This is a genomic window from Lysinibacillus sp. PWR01 (assembly GCF_043359455.1).
In the GTDB taxonomy this organism is placed as follows: Bacteria; Bacillota; Bacilli; order Bacillales_A; family Planococcaceae; genus Lysinibacillus; species Lysinibacillus fusiformis_F.
Map to the genome: position 1 here is coordinate 39008 of NZ_JBHERJ010000056.1, position 18515 is coordinate 57522.

General features: G+C 36.1%; 20 protein-coding genes and 1 pseudogene. 9 read left to right on the forward strand and 12 right to left on the reverse strand.

Annotated elements, in window-relative coordinates; all coding sequences use genetic code 11:
- The first annotated feature begins 260 nt into the window (after window positions 1–260).
- The gene (locus ACEVFT_RS11730; RefSeq protein ID WP_393949936.1) at window positions 261–506 is read left to right on the forward strand and encodes a hypothetical protein; all 246 of its coding nucleotides are present in this window, start codon (window positions 261–263) and stop codon (window positions 504–506) included.
- A gap of 43 nt (window positions 507–549) precedes the next feature.
- Here ACEVFT_RS11730 and ACEVFT_RS11735 read toward each other — a convergent pair whose 3' ends face one another.
- The 7 genes from ACEVFT_RS11735 to ACEVFT_RS11765 form a co-directional block, all read right to left on the reverse strand.
- A complete protein-coding gene (locus tag ACEVFT_RS11735) occupies window positions 550–942 on the reverse strand; it encodes a RidA family protein (protein ID WP_393949939.1) in 393 nt (130 codons plus the stop codon).
- A gap of 692 nt (window positions 943–1634) precedes the next feature.
- Window positions 1635–2360, reverse strand: coding sequence for a metallophosphoesterase family protein (locus tag ACEVFT_RS11740; RefSeq protein WP_393949940.1), 726 nt, complete (start codon window positions 2358–2360; stop codon window positions 1635–1637).
- Window positions 2361–2482: 122 nt separating this feature from the next.
- Window positions 2483–3688 (reverse strand): EAL-associated domain-containing protein, encoded by a 1206-nt coding sequence (locus ACEVFT_RS11745; protein ID WP_342534782.1) that lies wholly within the window; start codon window positions 3686–3688, stop codon window positions 2483–2485.
- 464 nt (window positions 3689–4152) lie between these two features.
- Window positions 4153–5256 (reverse strand): TFIIB-type zinc ribbon-containing protein, encoded by a 1104-nt coding sequence (locus ACEVFT_RS11750; RefSeq protein WP_393949942.1) that lies wholly within the window; start codon window positions 5254–5256, stop codon window positions 4153–4155.
- A 14-nt stretch (window positions 5257–5270) separates the two neighbouring features.
- Window positions 5271–6602, reverse strand: coding sequence for an SPFH domain-containing protein (locus ACEVFT_RS11755; protein ID WP_393949943.1), 1332 nt, complete (start codon window positions 6600–6602; stop codon window positions 5271–5273).
- Window positions 6603–6765: 163 nt separating this feature from the next.
- Window positions 6766–7140 (reverse strand): DUF423 domain-containing protein, encoded by a 375-nt coding sequence (locus ACEVFT_RS11760; protein WP_205443912.1) that lies wholly within the window; start codon window positions 7138–7140, stop codon window positions 6766–6768.
- 11 nt (window positions 7141–7151) lie between these two features.
- Window positions 7152–7577, reverse strand: coding sequence for an acyl-CoA thioesterase (locus tag ACEVFT_RS11765; RefSeq protein ID WP_342440695.1), 426 nt, complete (start codon window positions 7575–7577; stop codon window positions 7152–7154).
- A gap of 280 nt (window positions 7578–7857) precedes the next feature.
- Between ACEVFT_RS11765 and ACEVFT_RS11770 the strand changes: the two genes are divergently transcribed.
- A complete protein-coding gene (locus ACEVFT_RS11770; protein ID WP_393949945.1) occupies window positions 7858–8100 on the forward strand; it encodes an RNA polymerase subunit sigma in 243 nt (80 codons plus the stop codon).
- A gap of 196 nt (window positions 8101–8296) precedes the next feature.
- Complete coding sequence (locus ACEVFT_RS11775) at window positions 8297–8758, forward strand: DinB family protein (protein ID WP_342532512.1); 462 nt, start codon at window positions 8297–8299, stop codon at window positions 8756–8758.
- A 467-nt stretch (window positions 8759–9225) separates the two neighbouring features.
- On the opposite strand, the gene ACEVFT_RS11780 is transcribed toward ACEVFT_RS11775, so the two are convergent.
- Together ACEVFT_RS11780 and ACEVFT_RS11785 are read right to left on the reverse strand one after the other, a co-directional pair.
- A complete protein-coding gene (locus tag ACEVFT_RS11780) occupies window positions 9226–9387 on the reverse strand; it encodes a hypothetical protein (RefSeq protein ID WP_205443914.1) in 162 nt (53 codons plus the stop codon).
- Window positions 9388–9631: 244 nt separating this feature from the next.
- A complete protein-coding gene (locus tag ACEVFT_RS11785; RefSeq protein WP_393949947.1) occupies window positions 9632–9928 on the reverse strand; it encodes a hypothetical protein in 297 nt (98 codons plus the stop codon).
- A gap of 230 nt (window positions 9929–10158) precedes the next feature.
- On the opposite strand from ACEVFT_RS11785, the gene ACEVFT_RS11790 reads away from it, so the two are divergent.
- From ACEVFT_RS11790 to ACEVFT_RS11805, 4 genes and pseudogenes are all read left to right on the forward strand, one after another.
- Window positions 10159–11583: a VanZ family protein gene (locus ACEVFT_RS11790; RefSeq protein WP_393949948.1), complete on the forward strand. Its 1425-nt coding sequence runs from the start codon at window positions 10159–10161 to the stop codon at window positions 11581–11583.
- A gap of 327 nt (window positions 11584–11910) precedes the next feature.
- Window positions 11911–12435, forward strand: coding sequence for a hypothetical protein (locus ACEVFT_RS11795; RefSeq protein ID WP_393949949.1), 525 nt, complete (start codon window positions 11911–11913; stop codon window positions 12433–12435).
- 244 nt (window positions 12436–12679) lie between these two features.
- Window positions 12680–13414, forward strand: a pseudogene (locus tag ACEVFT_RS11800) (class I SAM-dependent methyltransferase).
- Between the two features lie 348 nt (window positions 13415–13762).
- Window positions 13763–14929: a Ger(x)C family spore germination protein gene (locus tag ACEVFT_RS11805; RefSeq protein ID WP_393949951.1), complete on the forward strand. Its 1167-nt coding sequence runs from the start codon at window positions 13763–13765 to the stop codon at window positions 14927–14929.
- A gap of 347 nt (window positions 14930–15276) precedes the next feature.
- On the opposite strand, the gene ACEVFT_RS11810 is transcribed toward ACEVFT_RS11805, so the two are convergent.
- The 3 genes from ACEVFT_RS11810 to ACEVFT_RS11820 form a co-directional block, all read right to left on the reverse strand.
- Window positions 15277–15495: a hypothetical protein gene (locus ACEVFT_RS11810; protein WP_393949953.1), complete on the reverse strand. Its 219-nt coding sequence runs from the start codon at window positions 15493–15495 to the stop codon at window positions 15277–15279.
- Between the two features lie 669 nt (window positions 15496–16164).
- On the reverse strand, window positions 16165–16470 hold the full coding sequence (locus ACEVFT_RS11815) for a hypothetical protein (RefSeq protein WP_393949955.1): 306 nt from the start codon (window positions 16468–16470) through the stop codon (window positions 16165–16167).
- Between the two features lie 12 nt (window positions 16471–16482).
- On the reverse strand, window positions 16483–16956 hold the full coding sequence (locus tag ACEVFT_RS11820) for a hypothetical protein (RefSeq protein ID WP_393949956.1): 474 nt from the start codon (window positions 16954–16956) through the stop codon (window positions 16483–16485).
- Between the two features lie 134 nt (window positions 16957–17090).
- Here ACEVFT_RS11820 and ACEVFT_RS11825 point away from each other — a divergent pair, with 134 nt between their 5' ends.
- Both ACEVFT_RS11825 and ACEVFT_RS11830 read left to right on the forward strand, forming a co-directional pair.
- On the forward strand, window positions 17091–18005 hold the full coding sequence (locus ACEVFT_RS11825; RefSeq protein WP_393949957.1) for a class I SAM-dependent methyltransferase: 915 nt from the start codon (window positions 17091–17093) through the stop codon (window positions 18003–18005).
- A 163-nt stretch (window positions 18006–18168) separates the two neighbouring features.
- Window positions 18169–18414: a hypothetical protein gene (locus ACEVFT_RS11830; RefSeq protein ID WP_393949958.1), complete on the forward strand. Its 246-nt coding sequence runs from the start codon at window positions 18169–18171 to the stop codon at window positions 18412–18414.
- Window positions 18415–18515 lie beyond the last annotated feature (101 nt).

Consider the following 18515-nt stretch of genomic DNA (forward strand, 5'->3'; position numbering starts at 1 on the left):
ATTTTTTAATAAAATTACAAATTTATTATTGACAACGCATTTTACCATGAGTTAAAATAAAATATTTATTCTCTACTGGATCTAAAAATAGCTGTAAAATAAAGTCCTTCAACTTCTGGAAAACGCCTCAAAAAATCCAACTTTCCGTTGTTGCAAACATAAATGACCTTTTTATACGAGGTATGCCAAAAAGAATCTTCACCTGCTACTTATCCTAAGCATAGAATGCAAATAATACCCTTTTTTATAGGGAGGATTGTATGAAGAATAATAAAGGCAATCGGAATAGTGATGGAATAGAATCCGTGAGTCAAGCAGCTAAGCTGGCAGTGATTGCAGGAGCCATTACAACACTGGGTGACGCACTAGCGACCATTGCGGCTGGTCTTGCTTTAGAGGATGAGCTAAAGGAAAATGAAAGCAATAGCAATGATATTAACAAACTGCAAAAGCAAATTGACGAATTGAATTATGAAATGAAGCAATTAAAAAGGATGTTACGTTAATACAAAAAACGACAATACCACTTGGATATTGTCGTTTTTTAGGCTATTTAGCAGCCCAAAGATCCATCTCAATTTTTATATCTGGTAGCCCTAATGCTGATACATAAGCAATAGTCATAGAAGGATAGGAATCACCATACATGGCTACCCATTGCTGATAGAAGTGATGCCAATCAATCTCCTCTGTGGCCCAAATGTCAGCCTTTACCACATGTGAAGCATCCAATTCCTCAGCTGTTAAAATCATTTCAATATTTTTAAATGTATTAGTAATTTGCTCTATCAATCCTGCCGGCAATTGATCATCTTGACCAATTCCTATTTGTCCAGAAAATGCATACATTGCAGCATCTTTCGGAATGATTGTGACATGGCTATACTTTCCAACAGGGCTAGGTACCTGCATTGGATTTTTACGTATGACTTTTGATTTCATATTCTATTCTCCTTTAGGTCGTATTTTTCTAAAAAAGGGCAGACTTATCCCTTACTTATCGATTTTAGAAAAAAACAGCTGTGGAGAACCCTATACCCATGCTTAAAAAACGAATAGATCTTTTTTTCATGTGAATTCTCCTCCTTGTACCTAAAGTTATTTACACTTTACCATTCCTATCCTAGACAATCAATGAACCTAGAGACTATTTTTGAGCTTCAATAATTATTTCTCAGGCAATTAACTATTCAACCATAACAAACACAACATATATATAGTAATGTAAAGCTAAATTAGCCTTACACCTCCGAAATTGTTACTAGGGTCACTCCATCCCAAGTGTCCCTTTGCATAAAACTAGGTACCCCACTTTGGAGTACCTAGTTTTTTGGTTAGTATGCGTGTTCATTGATAGTATATCAGGGTAATATGAACAGTTTCTGAACAATATGGTAGGTGATGAAAATTAGCTTGAATTAAATTAATGTCCTTTCTCACCATCACCAAGCTCGATTTCTTACATAGAGCATAATAAAAGTCCTCTCCGTTTGCAGAAGGCATGTGATCTTATTAAATTGCTCTCTCTTTTAGCTGATTATGCAATTTAAATGTCTGTGTGCTCAAAATCATAAGGTAGCAGTTCGATTGTTAGTTGAAGAAGACCTTGTTAGAACGATGGCTACCAAACAATTTTACATTCTACCTGTTTGCAAGGCTTTTCCCCAATCTATTCTTCCATTTTTTTCACTTTGTAAGATAGCTGCATCTCGATTGTATGGAATAAGGATTTGTTCTATCATCCAATCGTCTTCTTTTTTAGTTACAATTGTATAATTCGCATAAGGAGAGCCAGACTCCATTTTATGATAGGTTGGTAATTCGTCTTCATATGCTGGTAATCCAACGCTACCCGGATTAATAACGATTTTATCATTTGGTAAATAGACAACTCTAGGTATATGAGTATGCGCACAAAAAATAATGTTCTGGGAAATTCCATTAACCAACTTCAAAATATCTTCTGTCTTCTTAAGTGTTGAACCATTTGGACTGATTTCCTCTAACAAATAACTTTCATCACTAGTGGGTGTACCATGACAAAAATAAAAATCTTCCGTTTGTAAAGAGAATGGCAAATCAGCTATCCATTCCTTCTGTTCCTCTTCCAATAAACCTTGAACATATTGTACCGTTGGATTATCTGTCTTGTTATCTAATAAGATTCGATCGCAATTCCCCCTAATATTTCGAATGTCCTCTTTTACTAATAATTCATAAGTTTCGATAGGAAATAAAGGTCCATATAAGCTATCACCTAGATTGTATATATCCTTAATACCACGATTTTTAATATCGAGTAGTACTGCTTGTAACGCATCTATATTTCCATGAATGTCTGATATAATAGCCTTCTTCATTACGAAGAGCCCTCCTTTATTCTTTACATCTACCTGTCCGACATCGTTATCACTGAATTTAAAAAGTGGGGTACACTCATTGAATGTACCCCACAATCCTTGATATATAAACTATCTTAGGTTTACCTAAAAATTTTGTGTTCGTAAAGATAGTCATAGGAAAGGTCAACAAACAAATATTCATGCTCGTTGATGGCGATGGAGAATGTTCTTGTAATTTCTCCTGTCTCAATATCCCGATACAATTCAGAGATTTCCCCACTTTGATCGTTGCGCATTTTGATAATTGTTTGGAGGAAATAAGGACGCCAGCTCCAATTTTTATTGATGGCACGTGGCTGTAGCTCCCAATTACCGTCAATTCGCATAACGTTTGGTGTTAACTGGAACCCATCCTCATTACAAATATAGAGTCGGAAGGAGTAGTTATCTAATAGTTCAGCTAAATACTCTAAATGGGAGACATTGTCGCTCGTTGGTTTCACACGGTGAACAATCGCCTCTAATTCCTCTCTTAATTTTTTTAACTGCAAATATTGTGCCTCCAGCATTTTCTTTTCGGAAGTAATAAATTGCTGGCATTCTTTTTTAAAACGTTCCTTTAATATATCCTTATCAACAAAGGTCATTGCTGGATTTGCTAGGTATGGTCCTTGATAAAATCTACCGCCATTTTTCCAAGCAAATTGTAGCTGATAAACCGTTTCGATATCTTCAAATAAAAGATTCGCTCCAATTTTATAAGCTAGGCTACCAATGGCGGAAATCATGTCCGATTGAGCAGACCAAGAATCATAATTTAAATCACGTGTATTGACCTTTAAGATATGGGGTGCCAATAACGCAATATGCTCTAAATGACTTTCGGCTCCTACTTCCTGAACGGCAATTTTCACTCCAAACGTCGTAAAATAGCGGAGGGCGTGATGTAGTTTGTTAATATCCCCGATAAAACGATGCTCTGATACGACAAGTACGATGCGCTGTAAATCTTTTTCATCTATATATTGTTGGATAATATTAAAATGACTTTCACCAAAATCTTGCATCAATAAATTTGGATTGCTTGGAATATAAATATCAATTTCTGGTGCAATTTCATCAATTTTAGCTAATGCCGCATGTAAAATTTTATGTTCCATATCAATTCGATATTCTTCTGGAATATCTTCATTGTTGACAAAATCCTTTAAATTAATTTGCTGACCTTGAATTTGTAGATATCCGGAAATTTCGTAGGCAATCACCGTATGCGCATCTGCACTAAATATCGGTTGATAATACCCATGTATTTGATCTAAATTCGTTAACACTTCAATTGCGTCCATCATCGAAACCTCCAATATGAATAACGTTTTCATTGTTATTCAAAAATAACATTGCATTCATCATGATTAACTAAAAAAATGCTCTCTGACTGTATAATAAGTTGTTTAAAGTAAAATCGCAACTTCACTTCTCATAATTTATGGCAAATCTGTCCTAAATTTTAACCTTCAACATAGACAATTATTCGATTATTATCAATGCTAACGACTTTCCTGCATAGTAGGTTGCTCCTTACGCCATCTTGTTACTTTACTTAATTTTCATGTCAGTCAAGGCTGTTCTCTTATTTTGTTTCTCACTTTAATTTATGCAACATGACACAAAGACAGCCGTGATAATAGATGATCATTATCCTATCCAAGCCAAATAATTCAGTCATTTGCCCAGTATTTAAGGACAATTTTATGAAAAAACAGTATCCCAATAGGACAACACGAGGCTCCTACTGGCATACTGTTTATTATTATTCAGACATAAAGAAATACCAAATCAGTGCGATTACTGCTACTGATAAAATAACAGCAATCGTTACGCGAAGCGGCGAAATAGGAGCATTTCCGCCAACTCGACCCGTTTGTCCATTCACCATAAAGCGGTAAATCTTCTCCTTATAGCGGAAAGAAGATAACCAAATCGGTAACATTAAATATTTGTATGTAATATCATCATGGTTTGTGGAAAAACGCAGATTGGATACTACATCGGCACTATTTTCCCAACGAATTTTGGACGTGATTTGCGCATGGAGGTGATCATGGATTTCACTTTTTGCTTGGCTCCAGCCATCATGCAAACCAACACTGTAACGCTCTGATAAAAATCCAGCTACATATTGTGGTTTATAAGCCTTATTATTAAGGAGATTAAATGGTTCGATTTTTCGCATCATGTCCCGATCATAGCGTGTCGTGGCACTCACTAAATGATCGTCTATAAATTCCTGATAAAAACCACTTGTTGAATACCAATCTGTTTCTGTATGCGTTTTACCGTCTTTATCCGTAACTGTTCGATGACGTCCATATCTTGCGGAGTATCTGGAGCTTGTTTTTGAGTCAAACGTCCAATACGGGAGATATACCCCTTTAAAGGCATCAGGCTTTGCACTTATTTTGGCAGCCTTTGGTGTAAACCATCTGCCTTTAATCCATTTCTGAAAATGTTCCCCTGCCTGCTTATCCGTTACTTCAAAAGCACATACGCCATTGGGTGCTAGCGTATTCTCAGCACTAGCCTCCATGACCTGATTCGAACCGCAGTAAGGACAACTGTCAGCAACCTGTAGGGCATCATAAATCGTCTCGGCTGCACAAGCTTTACAAATAACCGTCTTTTTCTCCACGCCCCAATTGAAATTTCCACGTTCTTCTGCTTTTAAGAAGTCCATTTCCTGGGCAACTTTTTCCTCTTCTTGCTCAGGGGTTGCAATTTCAGACTCAAATCCACAATACGGACAAGTCAGCTTACCTGTGGCAGGATTAAACTCAATCGATGCACCACAGGAAGGACATTCAGCATCAAAGTCAAGCTTTACTTGTTTGACATTTTCAACTTCTTGCGTTGACATAGGCCATCATCTCCTTACTTGACATCCTTTTCATCAAAAACATCGCCGCATTCAGGACAGAATTTAGGTGGATTTGCAGGGTCCTCTGGTGTCCATCCACATTTATCACATGCATAGAGTAAAGCACCAGCTGGTTTTTTAGAGCCACACTCACTGCAAAACTTCCCTTTATTCACCGCTCCACACGTACATGTCCAGCCCTCTTCCGCCGGTTTTGCCGCACCACAATTTGAACAGAATTTCCCCGTGTTGTCATGACCACATGCACATGTCCATGTATCAGAGGCTTTAGCTGTTTGATTTTGCATCGCAGCCTGAGCCATTTGTGCTTGCTTATTTTGCTCATTCATTTGATAAAGTTGACTAGCATTGACTCCACCAGCTTGTGCAGCCATATTCATCCCCATGAATCCTGCCATAGCCCCACCATCATTGTTGGCAGCCGCAATCATCGCTTCTGCCTGAGCACCAGTTAAATGGGCAGCAGCCATACCTGGATCACGCATGACCGCATTGCGTTGTAGTTGTTTGATCATCGCTTCGTCTTCTTCAGAAGCTTTCAGTGTACTGATGCCAAATGACACAACAGCTAAACCACGTGTAGCAAGCCATTTTTCAGATAAAACCTTATTGAGTGCGTCTGCTAATGCAACTGTATGAGCGGGTATTTCACTATAACGAACGCCACTTGCTGAAATTTGTGCAAAGGCTGGCTGTAACGCTGTCATTAATTCTGATTTTAACTGGCTATCAATGGTCTCTCGTGTAAATTCACGCTCCACATTTCCACACACATTTGTATAGAATAATAATGGATCAATGATTTTATAAGAATATTCGCCATGGCAACGAATCGCAATGTCGATATCTAAGCCAATATTACGATCAATGACACGGAATGGAATCGGTGCAGGAGTGCCATATTTATTCCCAACAATCTCCTTTTTATTAAAATAATAAACTCGCTGATCTTTAGCAGGTTCTCCACCAAATGTGAAACGTTTGCCTATCTGTTTAAATGTTTCCATAATGCCATGAGACAAATCTGAGCCATACATAATCGAAGGCTCTGTTGATGTATCATAGACATATTCGCCAGCTTCTGAAGAAAACTCTACGACTTTCCCCTGCTCTACAATCATCACACATTGCCCTTCATTGATGGCAATTATCGAGCCATTGCTAATAATATTGTCATTGCCTTTATTTGAACCTCGTTTAGAAGTGCGTTTAATGCCCTTAGTCACCAGAACATCGGCGGATAATGCCTCACAATAAAAATACTCACGCCATTGATCCTCTAAAACGCCTGTTAATGCCCCAACGCCTGCTTTTAATAAACCCATAAATATTCCCACCTTTACATTGATGTTTAGCTTATTTTATCATCTATCAACACTATGTAATACGCAAAATCAGACAAATTGTTTCATTTTCTTCATACTAAACTAAAAAACGAGAAGTTCCTATGATATGAATCATCAGAACTTTCTCGTTACAGTCTCTTTCTTATGATAAGGCCGCTATTATGACAAGCACCCATGCAACAATAAATAACATTCCACCGATTGGGGTAATCGCCCCTAGCTTTTTCACACCTGTCACGGCAAGCACATATAAACTACCAGAGAAGAAGACAATCCCTGTAAACATCAGATATCCTGCCCACGAAAGCAGACTAGAGCTTCCTAAAAGTGCCTCATTGGATAGAATACCAAGCGCAAGAATTCCTATAGCATGATACATTTGATATTGCACAGCCGTTTCCCAAATGGCTGCATAATGTGGCGAGGCAAACTTATCCTTTAGTGCATGTGCGCCAAAAGCTCCTAAAATAACACCAAGACCTGCCAAAATCGCGCCTAAAGCTAAAAACATTTCCATCTATTGTTCTCCTATTTTGCCTCAACGGCAATTTCTTTATATTTGGCGTCCCAAGCTGGGTCAATCTTACTTAAAGATACTGGTCGCAATGTATCCTTATGCGCAAGAATATGTACGGATTGAGCTGTGGCTGCTACCGTGCCATCCTCATGTAAAATTTCATAACCATACGTAGTTCGTAAACGATCATGCTTTGCTACCCAAGTGCGCACCGTTGCCACCTGTCCATAATGCATGGCTGCTTTATACGAAATCGATAAATCCATTACTGGCGATACATAGCCATCTTTTTCTAATGCAGCATACTCAAAGCCCGCATCACTTACAAGCTGTGTACGACCAATTTCCATCCAAATGATGTAATTCGCATGGTACACTACGCCCATTTGGTCGGTCTCCGCATACCGGATTTCAATCTGTTTCTCACTTACAAACATTTTCTTCACCTCGTCCTACATTATAGCGTAAAAGTATTGATTTGGTGGGGTTTTTGCTCTATTGGAATTGGAGATTGAAAAATGTATTTGTCTACGTAATGATCTCATTCCATATATCCTTTGAAAATCGTATATTTTTAAAACAGGAAACGCTGCCAGATTCCTCGACTTTTCAATGAATGTATAACTAACCATAATTAACACACACTAATTTTGAGTGTCTCGCACGCAGTAAGTGAAGAAAGTAGTATTTGTTGACCGTCTTCATCTCTTATGTGTGATGATTACACCATTTTATATAATAATAGAGGTGCTTGAAGTGACTATATTCGGAAAATGTTTATATATCGCATTCTTTATCATCGTCTTTTTATTCACAACAATTTGGAACTATTTTAATAGTGGGCATTGGGCCTTGCTTGAGAATTTATTCTTTGCCTTTTGGGTAGCCAGTTTCTTATTTATGGCCTTGCTGCTTAGAAGTAAAAAAGATGAATCGGAAAAAGCTGATAATAGAAGTTGATATACCTATTTAATGATATTTTCTATTGTTTAATTATTTCCTACAATTTATTCATTTGCTGTGGCTTCTACAAGCCGCAGCTTTTTTATTGTTGCATTAAATTCATACAAAGCTTGTCAGCACTAGTATTTTATCCGTACATTCAAACCTCAAAATGATATACTATTCAAAAAATACTTTGAAGAAGGGAACGTGAGTGATGGAGGCTAAGACCATCTTGTTAGATCAATTTTTAGCTAATGCGAATGACCGTAGTTGGTATATCTCATTTTATGAAGTCGTTGAAGGGCTATCTGAAGCAGAAGCCTTTTGGAAACCCGATCCTTCTAGCCATAGTATGGCTGAAATTGTCCAGCACTTAATCTATTGGAATGAAATTTGGCAAATACGGTATAGGGAGAATCAAGTGAAGGCCCCATCCCAAACGAATAATGCAAATACGTTTCTTGTTAAAGATGAAGTAACTTTCTATGAATTGAAAGAAAAGTTATTCCATATCCTGCTGCAATGGCAAGAATTAATTGAGGAAGAGCAGCTTTTATCTATCGTAAATGGATACCCCGTGAAAGCGGAATGGTGGGCCATCCTATCGAATGCCGCGACTCACAATGCCTATCATATTGGACAGCTTGCTTATTTACGTAAAATGGAAAAATAGACATTTATATGTTATAATCTCAGAGTAGGGCTAATAGTAATAGTCCTATTTTTGTTTGCTGCCGCTTATTTAACTCAAATAACACCAAAGGAAGATGCAATGTGAGCCTAGAAGAAATTACACAAATTTATTCATTTTACTTCTTCACGACACCCATTTTAATAAGGTTAATTGTATTTAATTTTATTTTCAAAGAACACAAACATACGATGGCTATTTTATTGGATGCTGTTGTTTTAGTATCAACTACTATATGGTTAATATTGATTAGAGAAGTCATTTTCCCTCTGCCTTCATTAACTTTAAATGTATTTAGTGTACTATACATCCTATTGATTATTGACATTTCTATTAATTATTATCGCTTAAAAAGGAAGAATTCCTTGAAGTGAATAGCCCGATTTATACATATAAACAAGCTCTAAGCAAAAGAAAAAAGCATCTCTCGTCAAGATGCTTTCACTTTACTATTGGGGCAATTCTTCTAGTGATTTTTCAAATTCAAGTATATGTCCATCAACTTTTGCTCTTTCTAGTTCCTCAATAAATTCTTCCTTACGCTCATCAAGTCTGGAGTCAAGTGTGTTTTGATAACCTGGAAATAGATTGTAATCTACTGGTTTCCCCATAAGTTCACCTCTTATTCTCAGCTTTTTTATTTATTATAGGGTATATTGATATTTTCTGACAATTGTTTATATCATTTTTGATTACAAGGACCGACAAGCCAACACAACGGAAGACTCATAAAAAACACCTACCTATACTTAATTGCCCATAAAATGATGCCCTTAATTCTAGAGAACAAGCGATGTCATTTATTTTGTCATCACTTCTGAAAGTACAATTTCCATAAACTTTGCTGATGATCCCCTAATCTCCCCTCACTTTTTTTACGGAAAATAAAATCAAATTTACTATATTTAAAAAGAGAATAACTAGAAACATATAAAAGGTAGTTGGGTCTCCGCCTGAGGGCACTTCATCCGCTATGTATCCAGAAATAATCATCAGTGCCCCTGATACGATACAGGAAATTATTGCTAATACACCTATTGTATATCCATTGACAATAGGCTTTTTTAATAAAATTAAAAATAATGTAACGAACAAACTAAGTAGAAAAATACCCATTGATAATTTTATATAATAAAAAACATCTACTAACATTTCATCCACTCCTTTTCACGTTAGACGTTTCCAGCTATTATAGTTTTATCTATTTCCCCTTACTCTTCCAAGCACTTCCTCCACTAGTAGATATGATGCAAAATCTTAAGAAATCTTCATAATTATTCTCAATAACTATTAATAATTACCATTTACAATAAGAAAAGTCGACAATATTACATCAACAGAAAATCAATTCATCAGATTAACATAGTTAGGAGCATCTTGTCTTGGGCGTTACAGATATTATGAATAACATTCGGATTTTAATGTTGCCAGTCATCCTTATTATTGGCGCTGAGTTCTTACTCATTGCACTTTATTATTTCCTTTATTATAAAAAACACCAGTCCGATCGAAAAAAAATAAACATAAAGCAACTGATGCTTGGAGCACTCTTTATCGGCTATATTGTATTTGTGTGTGAGCTAACGATTATTGGTCGCGGTTCTTCCCATTTCATGCAAATGAATCTTCAACCATTCAGTGGTTATATAGATGCATGGAAGAAATACTCGTTACGAGATCTTCAAAATTGTATTTTTAATATTTTCATGTTTGTGCCATTAGGCGTTTTCTTACCTTTACTTTTCTCTAAATTTAAATTGTTTAAGTGGCTTCTTCCTGTAGTAGTGATTGCAACTTTATCCATTGAAACGTATCAAACACTCACAGGAGCGGGGATTTTTGAGCTTGATGACTTAATCAACAACTCGCTTGGCGGGATTATTGGATACCAGTTATACCGACTTGGGACTTCTATTGTTCAGCACAAAAAAGTAAAAATGAAAAGTTTGGTCGGAAATCTAGCCATCCCTATCATGATGGGTTTGATTTTTGTTGGCATGATGATTGTCTATACTCAACAGGAATTTGGCCATTTAACCATAAACGCCTACACAAAATCGAATATGTCGGGCGTTGATGTAACCACTTCATTAGATTTACATGCAACATCTACCGTTGCCCCAATATATAAAAAAATAATTCAAAATGATGAAGTGGAGACTCTGTTGCAAAAGAAATTCGATTTATCAGAGTTAAGTAGACAGGATATTAGGGGTGATCGTGAGCTTTTATTAAAAGACAAAGCAGAAAACTCGTATACGTTATTCATTAGCGCAGAGGGCAATTGGTCGCTAACAGACAATCTTTATACGCCAGTGCAACCCTCTTCAGCTGTGCAAGAGACACTGGTGAACAAGGCAAAGAGCGTGATGGACGAGCTTTCTCTCCTTCCTCAAGATGTAGCATTTACAGCTTTGGATAATGGCGTATTTCAATGGACGCTTCCTGACCGCGCTGAATCTAACCAAGATTATTGGCTTGGTGATGTAGACCTCTGTCTAAAACCAGATGGAAGTGTGTACGCATTATCCTATAGTCTTCATCAGCATCAATTGATACGGGAAGTAAATATTTTGTCACCTGCAGAGGTGTATGAGCGAATTAAGAATGGCGATTTTCCACAAATAAAATTCAATGCACTCGTAACAGATGAAGAACTTTTGATAAAAACAGGCGATCAGCTTACTATCGATTTAATAGAGCTTTCGTATATGTATGATACGAAAGGATTCTATCAACCCATATACAGAGTTTCTGGTACATTCAATAAAAAAAGCTGGTTCACCTTGATTCAGGCAAAAAAATAGCCTTTTTTGCGATATTGTTAAATAAGGAAAGCCTTGGCTGGGTACTGGGTTTTCCTTATTTCCCTGTTCCTCTAAATTCCTTACCAGGATATATACCTCCCCCATCAAAATAATTGTTCAGTAATAAAGTCTAATTGAAGCATTCATTCTTTTCCATTTAAGATAAAAGGCTGTAGTAGATGCTTGATACCCTCAACAAATAGCATTTTAGCAGAAAATGCTAGCGTTTTTAGACTTTATCTAATCTGTAGCCTAGGTGTTCGTTCAAATGGTGATAAGAGAGTTGAATATAATACCTATATTGAGAGCATATAGGAGGGTTAGAGAATGTTCAATAAACATACATGTAATGACTGTTGTCAAAATGAAACGAATTACTTCCCAAAAATTGTTGCTCTTCCTGGTCCTATTATACCTGTTCCCTCGCCTGATCGTGGTGTTTTAGGATATGGGTCCCTGAGAGGAGATACTTTAGGCTTTTTAACGTCTGAACAGACGCCCGTTACTTTCCATGTAATTGGCCCGCTATCAAATGTTACAGTTAGCCCTACTGGAAACGAGTTAGTCGTTCAAAATAATGGTGTCTATCAAATTACCATTTCGATAAATGCGCAAGCAACAACAGATGCTGATCCTGATCAACCATTTTTCACAGTTAGCATTACCATCAATGGGCAACCTATTTTTCTAGACGGCATCGCAGTCTTTAATGTTGTCAATAGAAGTAGTTCGTCCTATGTTGTTCAAGCTACATTAGCCGCAGGAGACTTGGTTGGTGCAAGTGCAGCATCGGATTCCTTAATAGCTAGTTACTTAAACCGCTCCTTAACAGTTGTGCAATTGAGTGGTTAGATTAACAGATAACTTAAAGGGTATATAAGGTAATAGCAGCTCACATCTTTAAATTTTAGAGATGTGAGCTTTTTTGGATGATGTCAGTGTTGTGATTAATTCTGAGAAGTTCTTGTAGTAATTAAATGTGTTATCGTTTAAAAAAGTTACACGAGGTGACAGCAATGATTAGAAGAAGATAGCTAACCTCCTAGGTTATCAGTAGATTTAGGAGGCGAACTTAATTAATAGGAGTGTTCAATATATGAAACAAAATAAATATGATGAAATCAATTTCTTTTCCGAATATGAAAAAATGCCACGTTCCGTTCAAGGACTAGACGCAGCAGGTGAATGGCACGTGTTAAAAGCACTTCTTCCAGATTTACGAGAGAAGACTGTACTCGATCTAGGCTGTGGCTTCGGTTGGCATTGCCGCTATGCCCGCGAGCAACAGGCAAAATCAGTAATCGGTGTGGATCTATCGGAAAAAATGCTTCAAAAAGCGCAGGAAAAAACGAATGATCCTTTTATTACCTATTTAAAGATGCCGATTGAAGATATCCATTTTTCTGCTTCTCAATTTGATGTCATAATTAGTTCATTAGCTATTCATTATGTACAACCCTTTGAAGCATTGTGTAAATAGCTTTATGCTTATCTAAAACCCCATGGATCGTTTATTTTCTCAGTAGAGCATCCTCTATTCACATCACGCAATGAACAAGCTTGGTACTACGATAAGGACGGCAATCGCTTGCATTGGGCAGTCGATCATTATCAAACAGAAGGCATTCGCGAAACGAGCTTCCTTACCAAGAATGTCATCAAATACCATCGTACACTCTCCACTTATATCAATGTCTTAATTCAAGCTGGATTTAGGGTAAGTGCTGTGAAGGAGCCCATGCTATCAGAGGAAATGCTAAAAAATATTCCCGAAATGCGGGATGAACTGCGAAGACCTATGTTTTTAATCATTTCAGCAGAGAAGAAATAATCGATGTGTGTTAATGCGACTAGCTTTAACACATAACTTCTTTATTATTTTTTCTTTTAAGTGCTCATACTCATTCAATAAACATTAGCAAAATAAAAACACGCAACGGGGCAAAAACATCCTCTCTATACATCACTCTCCTCTTTTCATCCATATAAATAGATATGGATGCCCAATACATATTTTTGTAAATAATTAAGCAACACAAAGCTATTGATATTTGACTTCTCATCGCGAGTATTTCACATCTCGCCACTTCGTACGACTCATTCAACACCCTTACTTATAAGTCCGCATTTTTTTGTCCAAACTATTTTAAAGGTAACCAAATATAAAAGTAGGGACACGATGACTAGAAAAAATAACGTATTTCTCCTATTCATTTTAACGACTGTATTGTTTACGTCAGGTTGTTGGGATGTGACGGAACCTCAAAGAATGTATTATGTCAATGCTGTTGGGGTGGATTTTGAGGATAATCAATATAAAGTCTATCTCCAAATTATTAATTTTGCCGATGTAGCGAAATCAGAACAGCCTAGTGGAGATGTTGCACCCGCAGAGGTGGGTTATGCTGAAGGAAAAACCGTTGAAGAAGCGATTTATAAACTGTATCGTTCCTCAGACCAGGAAATTTTTTGGGGGCATATGAGGTATTTGCTTTTCTCAGAACGAGCCATGGAAAATGAACGAAGCATCCCTGTTATTGATACGTTTATTCGTTTTCGAGAGACTCGCTATCATATTTGGGTCTACAGTACAAAGGACCCAATTAAAGATGTTCTACTTGTCACACCGATTTTAAGGAATTCATTGACCTCTTCAAAATTAAGTAATCCCATCAATACAACTAAGCAAGAATCCTTCATAGAGCCTCAAAGCCTAAGAAATTTAATTATAGGCTTAAATGAGCCAAGCCATGAGGTAAGTATTCCCTACGTGACCATTATGAAAGATTGGGAAACAGCAGAGGAACAAGTTGAAGAAACGACTTTTGCAGGTGTTGGAATTTTGACAAAGGATGGCTTTAAAGGTTTTATAAAAAACGCAGCTGCTAGAGGCAATCAATGGATGCATAACAATACCAATCGTGGCGAAGTCACCTTTAAATTAGAAGGTCGCGAAAGAGATTATCTAACCGTGGATTTAGATAAATTAAATGTCGAAGTGAAACCCGTCGTTAAAAATAAGGAGCATGTGACATTTGATATTTCTATTCATTTACAGGCTACGCTGAATGGATTTAAAGGAAAAATAAATGCCGATGAAATACGAGGCAACATCATCAAACAAGTAAAAAAAGAAATAATGGAAACCTATGAAGAAGGCTTAAAATTAGACGTTGATATCTATCGTTTTTCAGAATATCTTTATCGCTCAAACGTCAAGGCATGGAAAAAGCTAGAGAAAGAAGGAAAAATCCCTTTAACAAAGGATTCCATCGGGGAAATAACGATCCAAGTAACAAAAATAAACCCTGGTCGCAAAACATATGAAGAAACCATTGAAGAATAGCCCAGTTCTTTTCCATCATTAAAACAGCTATGTAGAAGTATGGCTACCAGCATTTGAGACAAACGATACCATTACAGTACGATTTCTGGGAGGTTAAAGTAGTTGTCTATACATTGCTATAAATTCAATTTTATAAAAAAAACGCAGCTATAGTAATTTATAAAACAAAAAACCAGGTGCTCTCTTGTGGGGAGCACCTGATTTTATTGTGAAAGTGAATCTTACTAACTTACTTAGTTTTGATTCGTTATAATACTACGATAAGTTGAGGCGCTGAACAAGTTAAAATATTTTCCAATAGGGTTTTAGGCAAATTTAATGTTTTTTCGAGAAAATAATTTGATATTTCAACTTTTGTAATCTTCATTGTTATCATTAAAGTAGGAAATAATAAAATCCTTTAATTGTCTAATGGTGGCTGATGACATAAAATCTTTTATCCATGACAATCCCACTGTATAGGTAGGAGGCATATTAGCTATTTTCACATAATTTAAATTGTATTTTCTATAAACTGATATTGGTAGCAATACTACACCCTGTTCCATCTGGATAATTTCTGCCAAAAGAAGTGAATCTACTTTATAGTTCTAGCCTGCCCTTTCACAAAGTAACGTTGTAAAATGGCAAAGAAATAAAGGGTTCATGGGCAAACTGATCTTAGGAAATCTCCGTTTAACCTGCCAGTTGGTGTTAAAAAGGCAATGGATCGCGTCGTACAATTAGTAAAATAGCAGAAGAATCTCAGTCCGTTACTAATTTTGAGGAAAACATTTTATATTTTGCAGAGCAACTTAAGGTACATTAAACAAAAAGACCAGTCACTCTTATAAAGAGAACTGGTCATTTTGCGTTTAGGTGAAGACTATGAAAAATCTTCTTTTATAGATTAGCATATTACACTGAACAATTTCTGAACAACTATACAAAAAAGACTAGATCCTCACAATATGATGTAAGCCCTAGTCTTTTAAGTGAAAGTGAATCTTACTAAATTTTGTCTAGCTTTAGATTCAAATAACAATACGAATGAACAGGCTAAAGGTTTCATGAATTTTAAATTTTTTTCGTTAAAAATAGGACTACCACCACAAAAAGACCAGGAAATCACGAAAAATGTGAATCCTGGCCCTTTTGTGAAAAGTGAATGTTACTAGTTTGCTTTAGTTTTTTGTATTCTACTGATGAGTTAGACGGCTGATGTTTTAAAAAGTTACACATTCTTAAAATTTTTTTTACTCCACCAATTCAATAGCAATATCAAACATCCCCTCAGCGCCATCTACTGTAATAATCGAAATAGCATATTCTCCCTCTGGCATAGTATAGCTTTCTTTTTCCAGTATTGATGTTTGTTCTTCTCCAGCAGCTAATGTCCCTTGAGCCCATATTTTGCCGTCGGAATGAGTAATTTTCCAGCTAAATTGTTGTGTGGCTCTATTTTTCACATCATATCGAATACCAAGTTCTTCAGTAGAATGGTTACTATTAAAAGAGGTGTGAAATTCACCATGCCCAGTCGTTCCATCTACATAAGTCACAGGGAGTCTATGCTACATCACTACTTCATTCATCTGGTGTTGGACATCAACCAATTTCTTAGAATCTTCCGCTGCTTTTTCTAACATACTAAAAAAATCATGATCTTTTACAATTTCAAAGCTTTCTTTGGTGGTAAGGAGAACCAGTGTTTTATTTTTAGAATCAATGAACATCGGATAACCTGTATTAAGTGAGATTGTCATTCGATAATCGTACTCAACGGTTTTTATTGCTGTTTTTTTGAATGTTGCTTGTTGAAAAGACTTTAGCAATTCTTTCTGTGTTTCTTTTGATATTTTTATTTCTGAAAATAGATCTTCTTTATCTGTATCGATCCAATGTAGGCTTATAGTGGGATTTTCCACATCAAAATTAGCATTTTCTAATATATCGGTAGCAGAATAGCTTTGATTTTTCCATGTAACGAACATACCACCAAGAATAATAGCTAAGAGTAAAGGTAAAATCACTTTAAATTTTTTCATATAACTCCCCTCTTTCAATACCTAAAACTTGACAAAAAAATATTTTTATGCTAAAATTTACATTTAAATTAATCTTTTATATAATAGGATTCTCCTGGCCAGGGGAATCCTATTTTTTGTTAAGGAGTGTTGGTATGAATCAACAGGAATCTAGTATCACTTCATTAGTAGCTGCTTTTAGTAGAGCCTATCATAGTCAATTTGATTCTCCGAAAATTTTTGATGATTATGTAGCCAAAGAATTGATCTCACAAGAAGAATATCAAACAATTCAAGACAACATGATACAAGGTATTGCATTTTTTAATAAAGAGATTGCTACAAAGTTTAAAGGCAATACGAAAGAATTAATAAAATGGATTATACAAGTTCAACTCTCTCCAACGCCCTTGGCACGTGCTGCTTACTGTGAAAGGGTCCTGCAAAACGAAATACAGCTTGGTGTCGAGCAATATGTCATTTTAGGTGCTGGCCTTGATACTTTTCCGTATCGTCAGCAGCAGGTACAAGCCATGCTAGAAATTTTTGAGGTGGATTATCCAGCAACACAGGCTTCCAAAAAGAAAAGATTACAGGAAGCTTCCCTTCCCCTCCTGAATCATCTACATTTTGTACCAATGGATTTTACAAAACAATTTCAATCTCAACCATTATTAGAGCAAGGCTTCCAAAATAAAAAAACTTTTTTTAGTCTGTTAGGTGTTTCTTATTATTTAACTAAAGAGGAATTAGCAAGCTTACTTAATCATTTATTTGCCCTAGTTCCATCAGGGAGTTCCATTGTTTTGGATTATGCTGATCAATCTCTCTTTAAAGAAAAAGGACTCTCGAATAGAGTGGAAAACATGGTGAAAATGGCCGCAGTTGGTGGTGAACCAATGAAATCTTGCTATGCTTATGCGGACATGGAGAGGATGTTAGATCAATTAGGCTTGCTTATATACGAACATCTATCTCCTACAGCGATTCAAGAGCTGTATTTCCAAAATCGAACAGATTACTTATGTGCTTTTGAAACTATCCATTACATGCATATTGTTAAAAAATAGGTCGAAACCATTTATTTTTATATAATTCTTAATTTTCTTTTTATTACCCAGGCAATTAACTATTTCAATATAGAGGATTAGTATACTATAGTAGTGTAAAGCTAATTAGCCTTACACCTCCTAGATTTGTTACTAGGGTCACTGTTAACGCAGTGACCCGCTTATGATTGACAAACGACTAAAAAAAAAATTTAGTTACCCTTCTCCACTTGAACAGGATGATCCACTCAAAATAAATCAGTCTCTTCAATATTTTGAGAAAGGAAATTCACCTATTTTCCAACTTCAAAGTGATTGTCTGGAAAATAAAATGGCTAATGCTCCCTCTTCTATGTATAGAAGCTTAAAATCCAATATTTCTTCATACCATTTAGCCAATCATTTTGATGGCCTCTACACCTTCAAATAAAAATTGTTTCATTTCCCTTTTTCCATTTCATATACATACTGTTTTGTTTCTACATTTTTACCCTCCTTCAAAAAGATTCTCTGAGATATCCATTATTGATT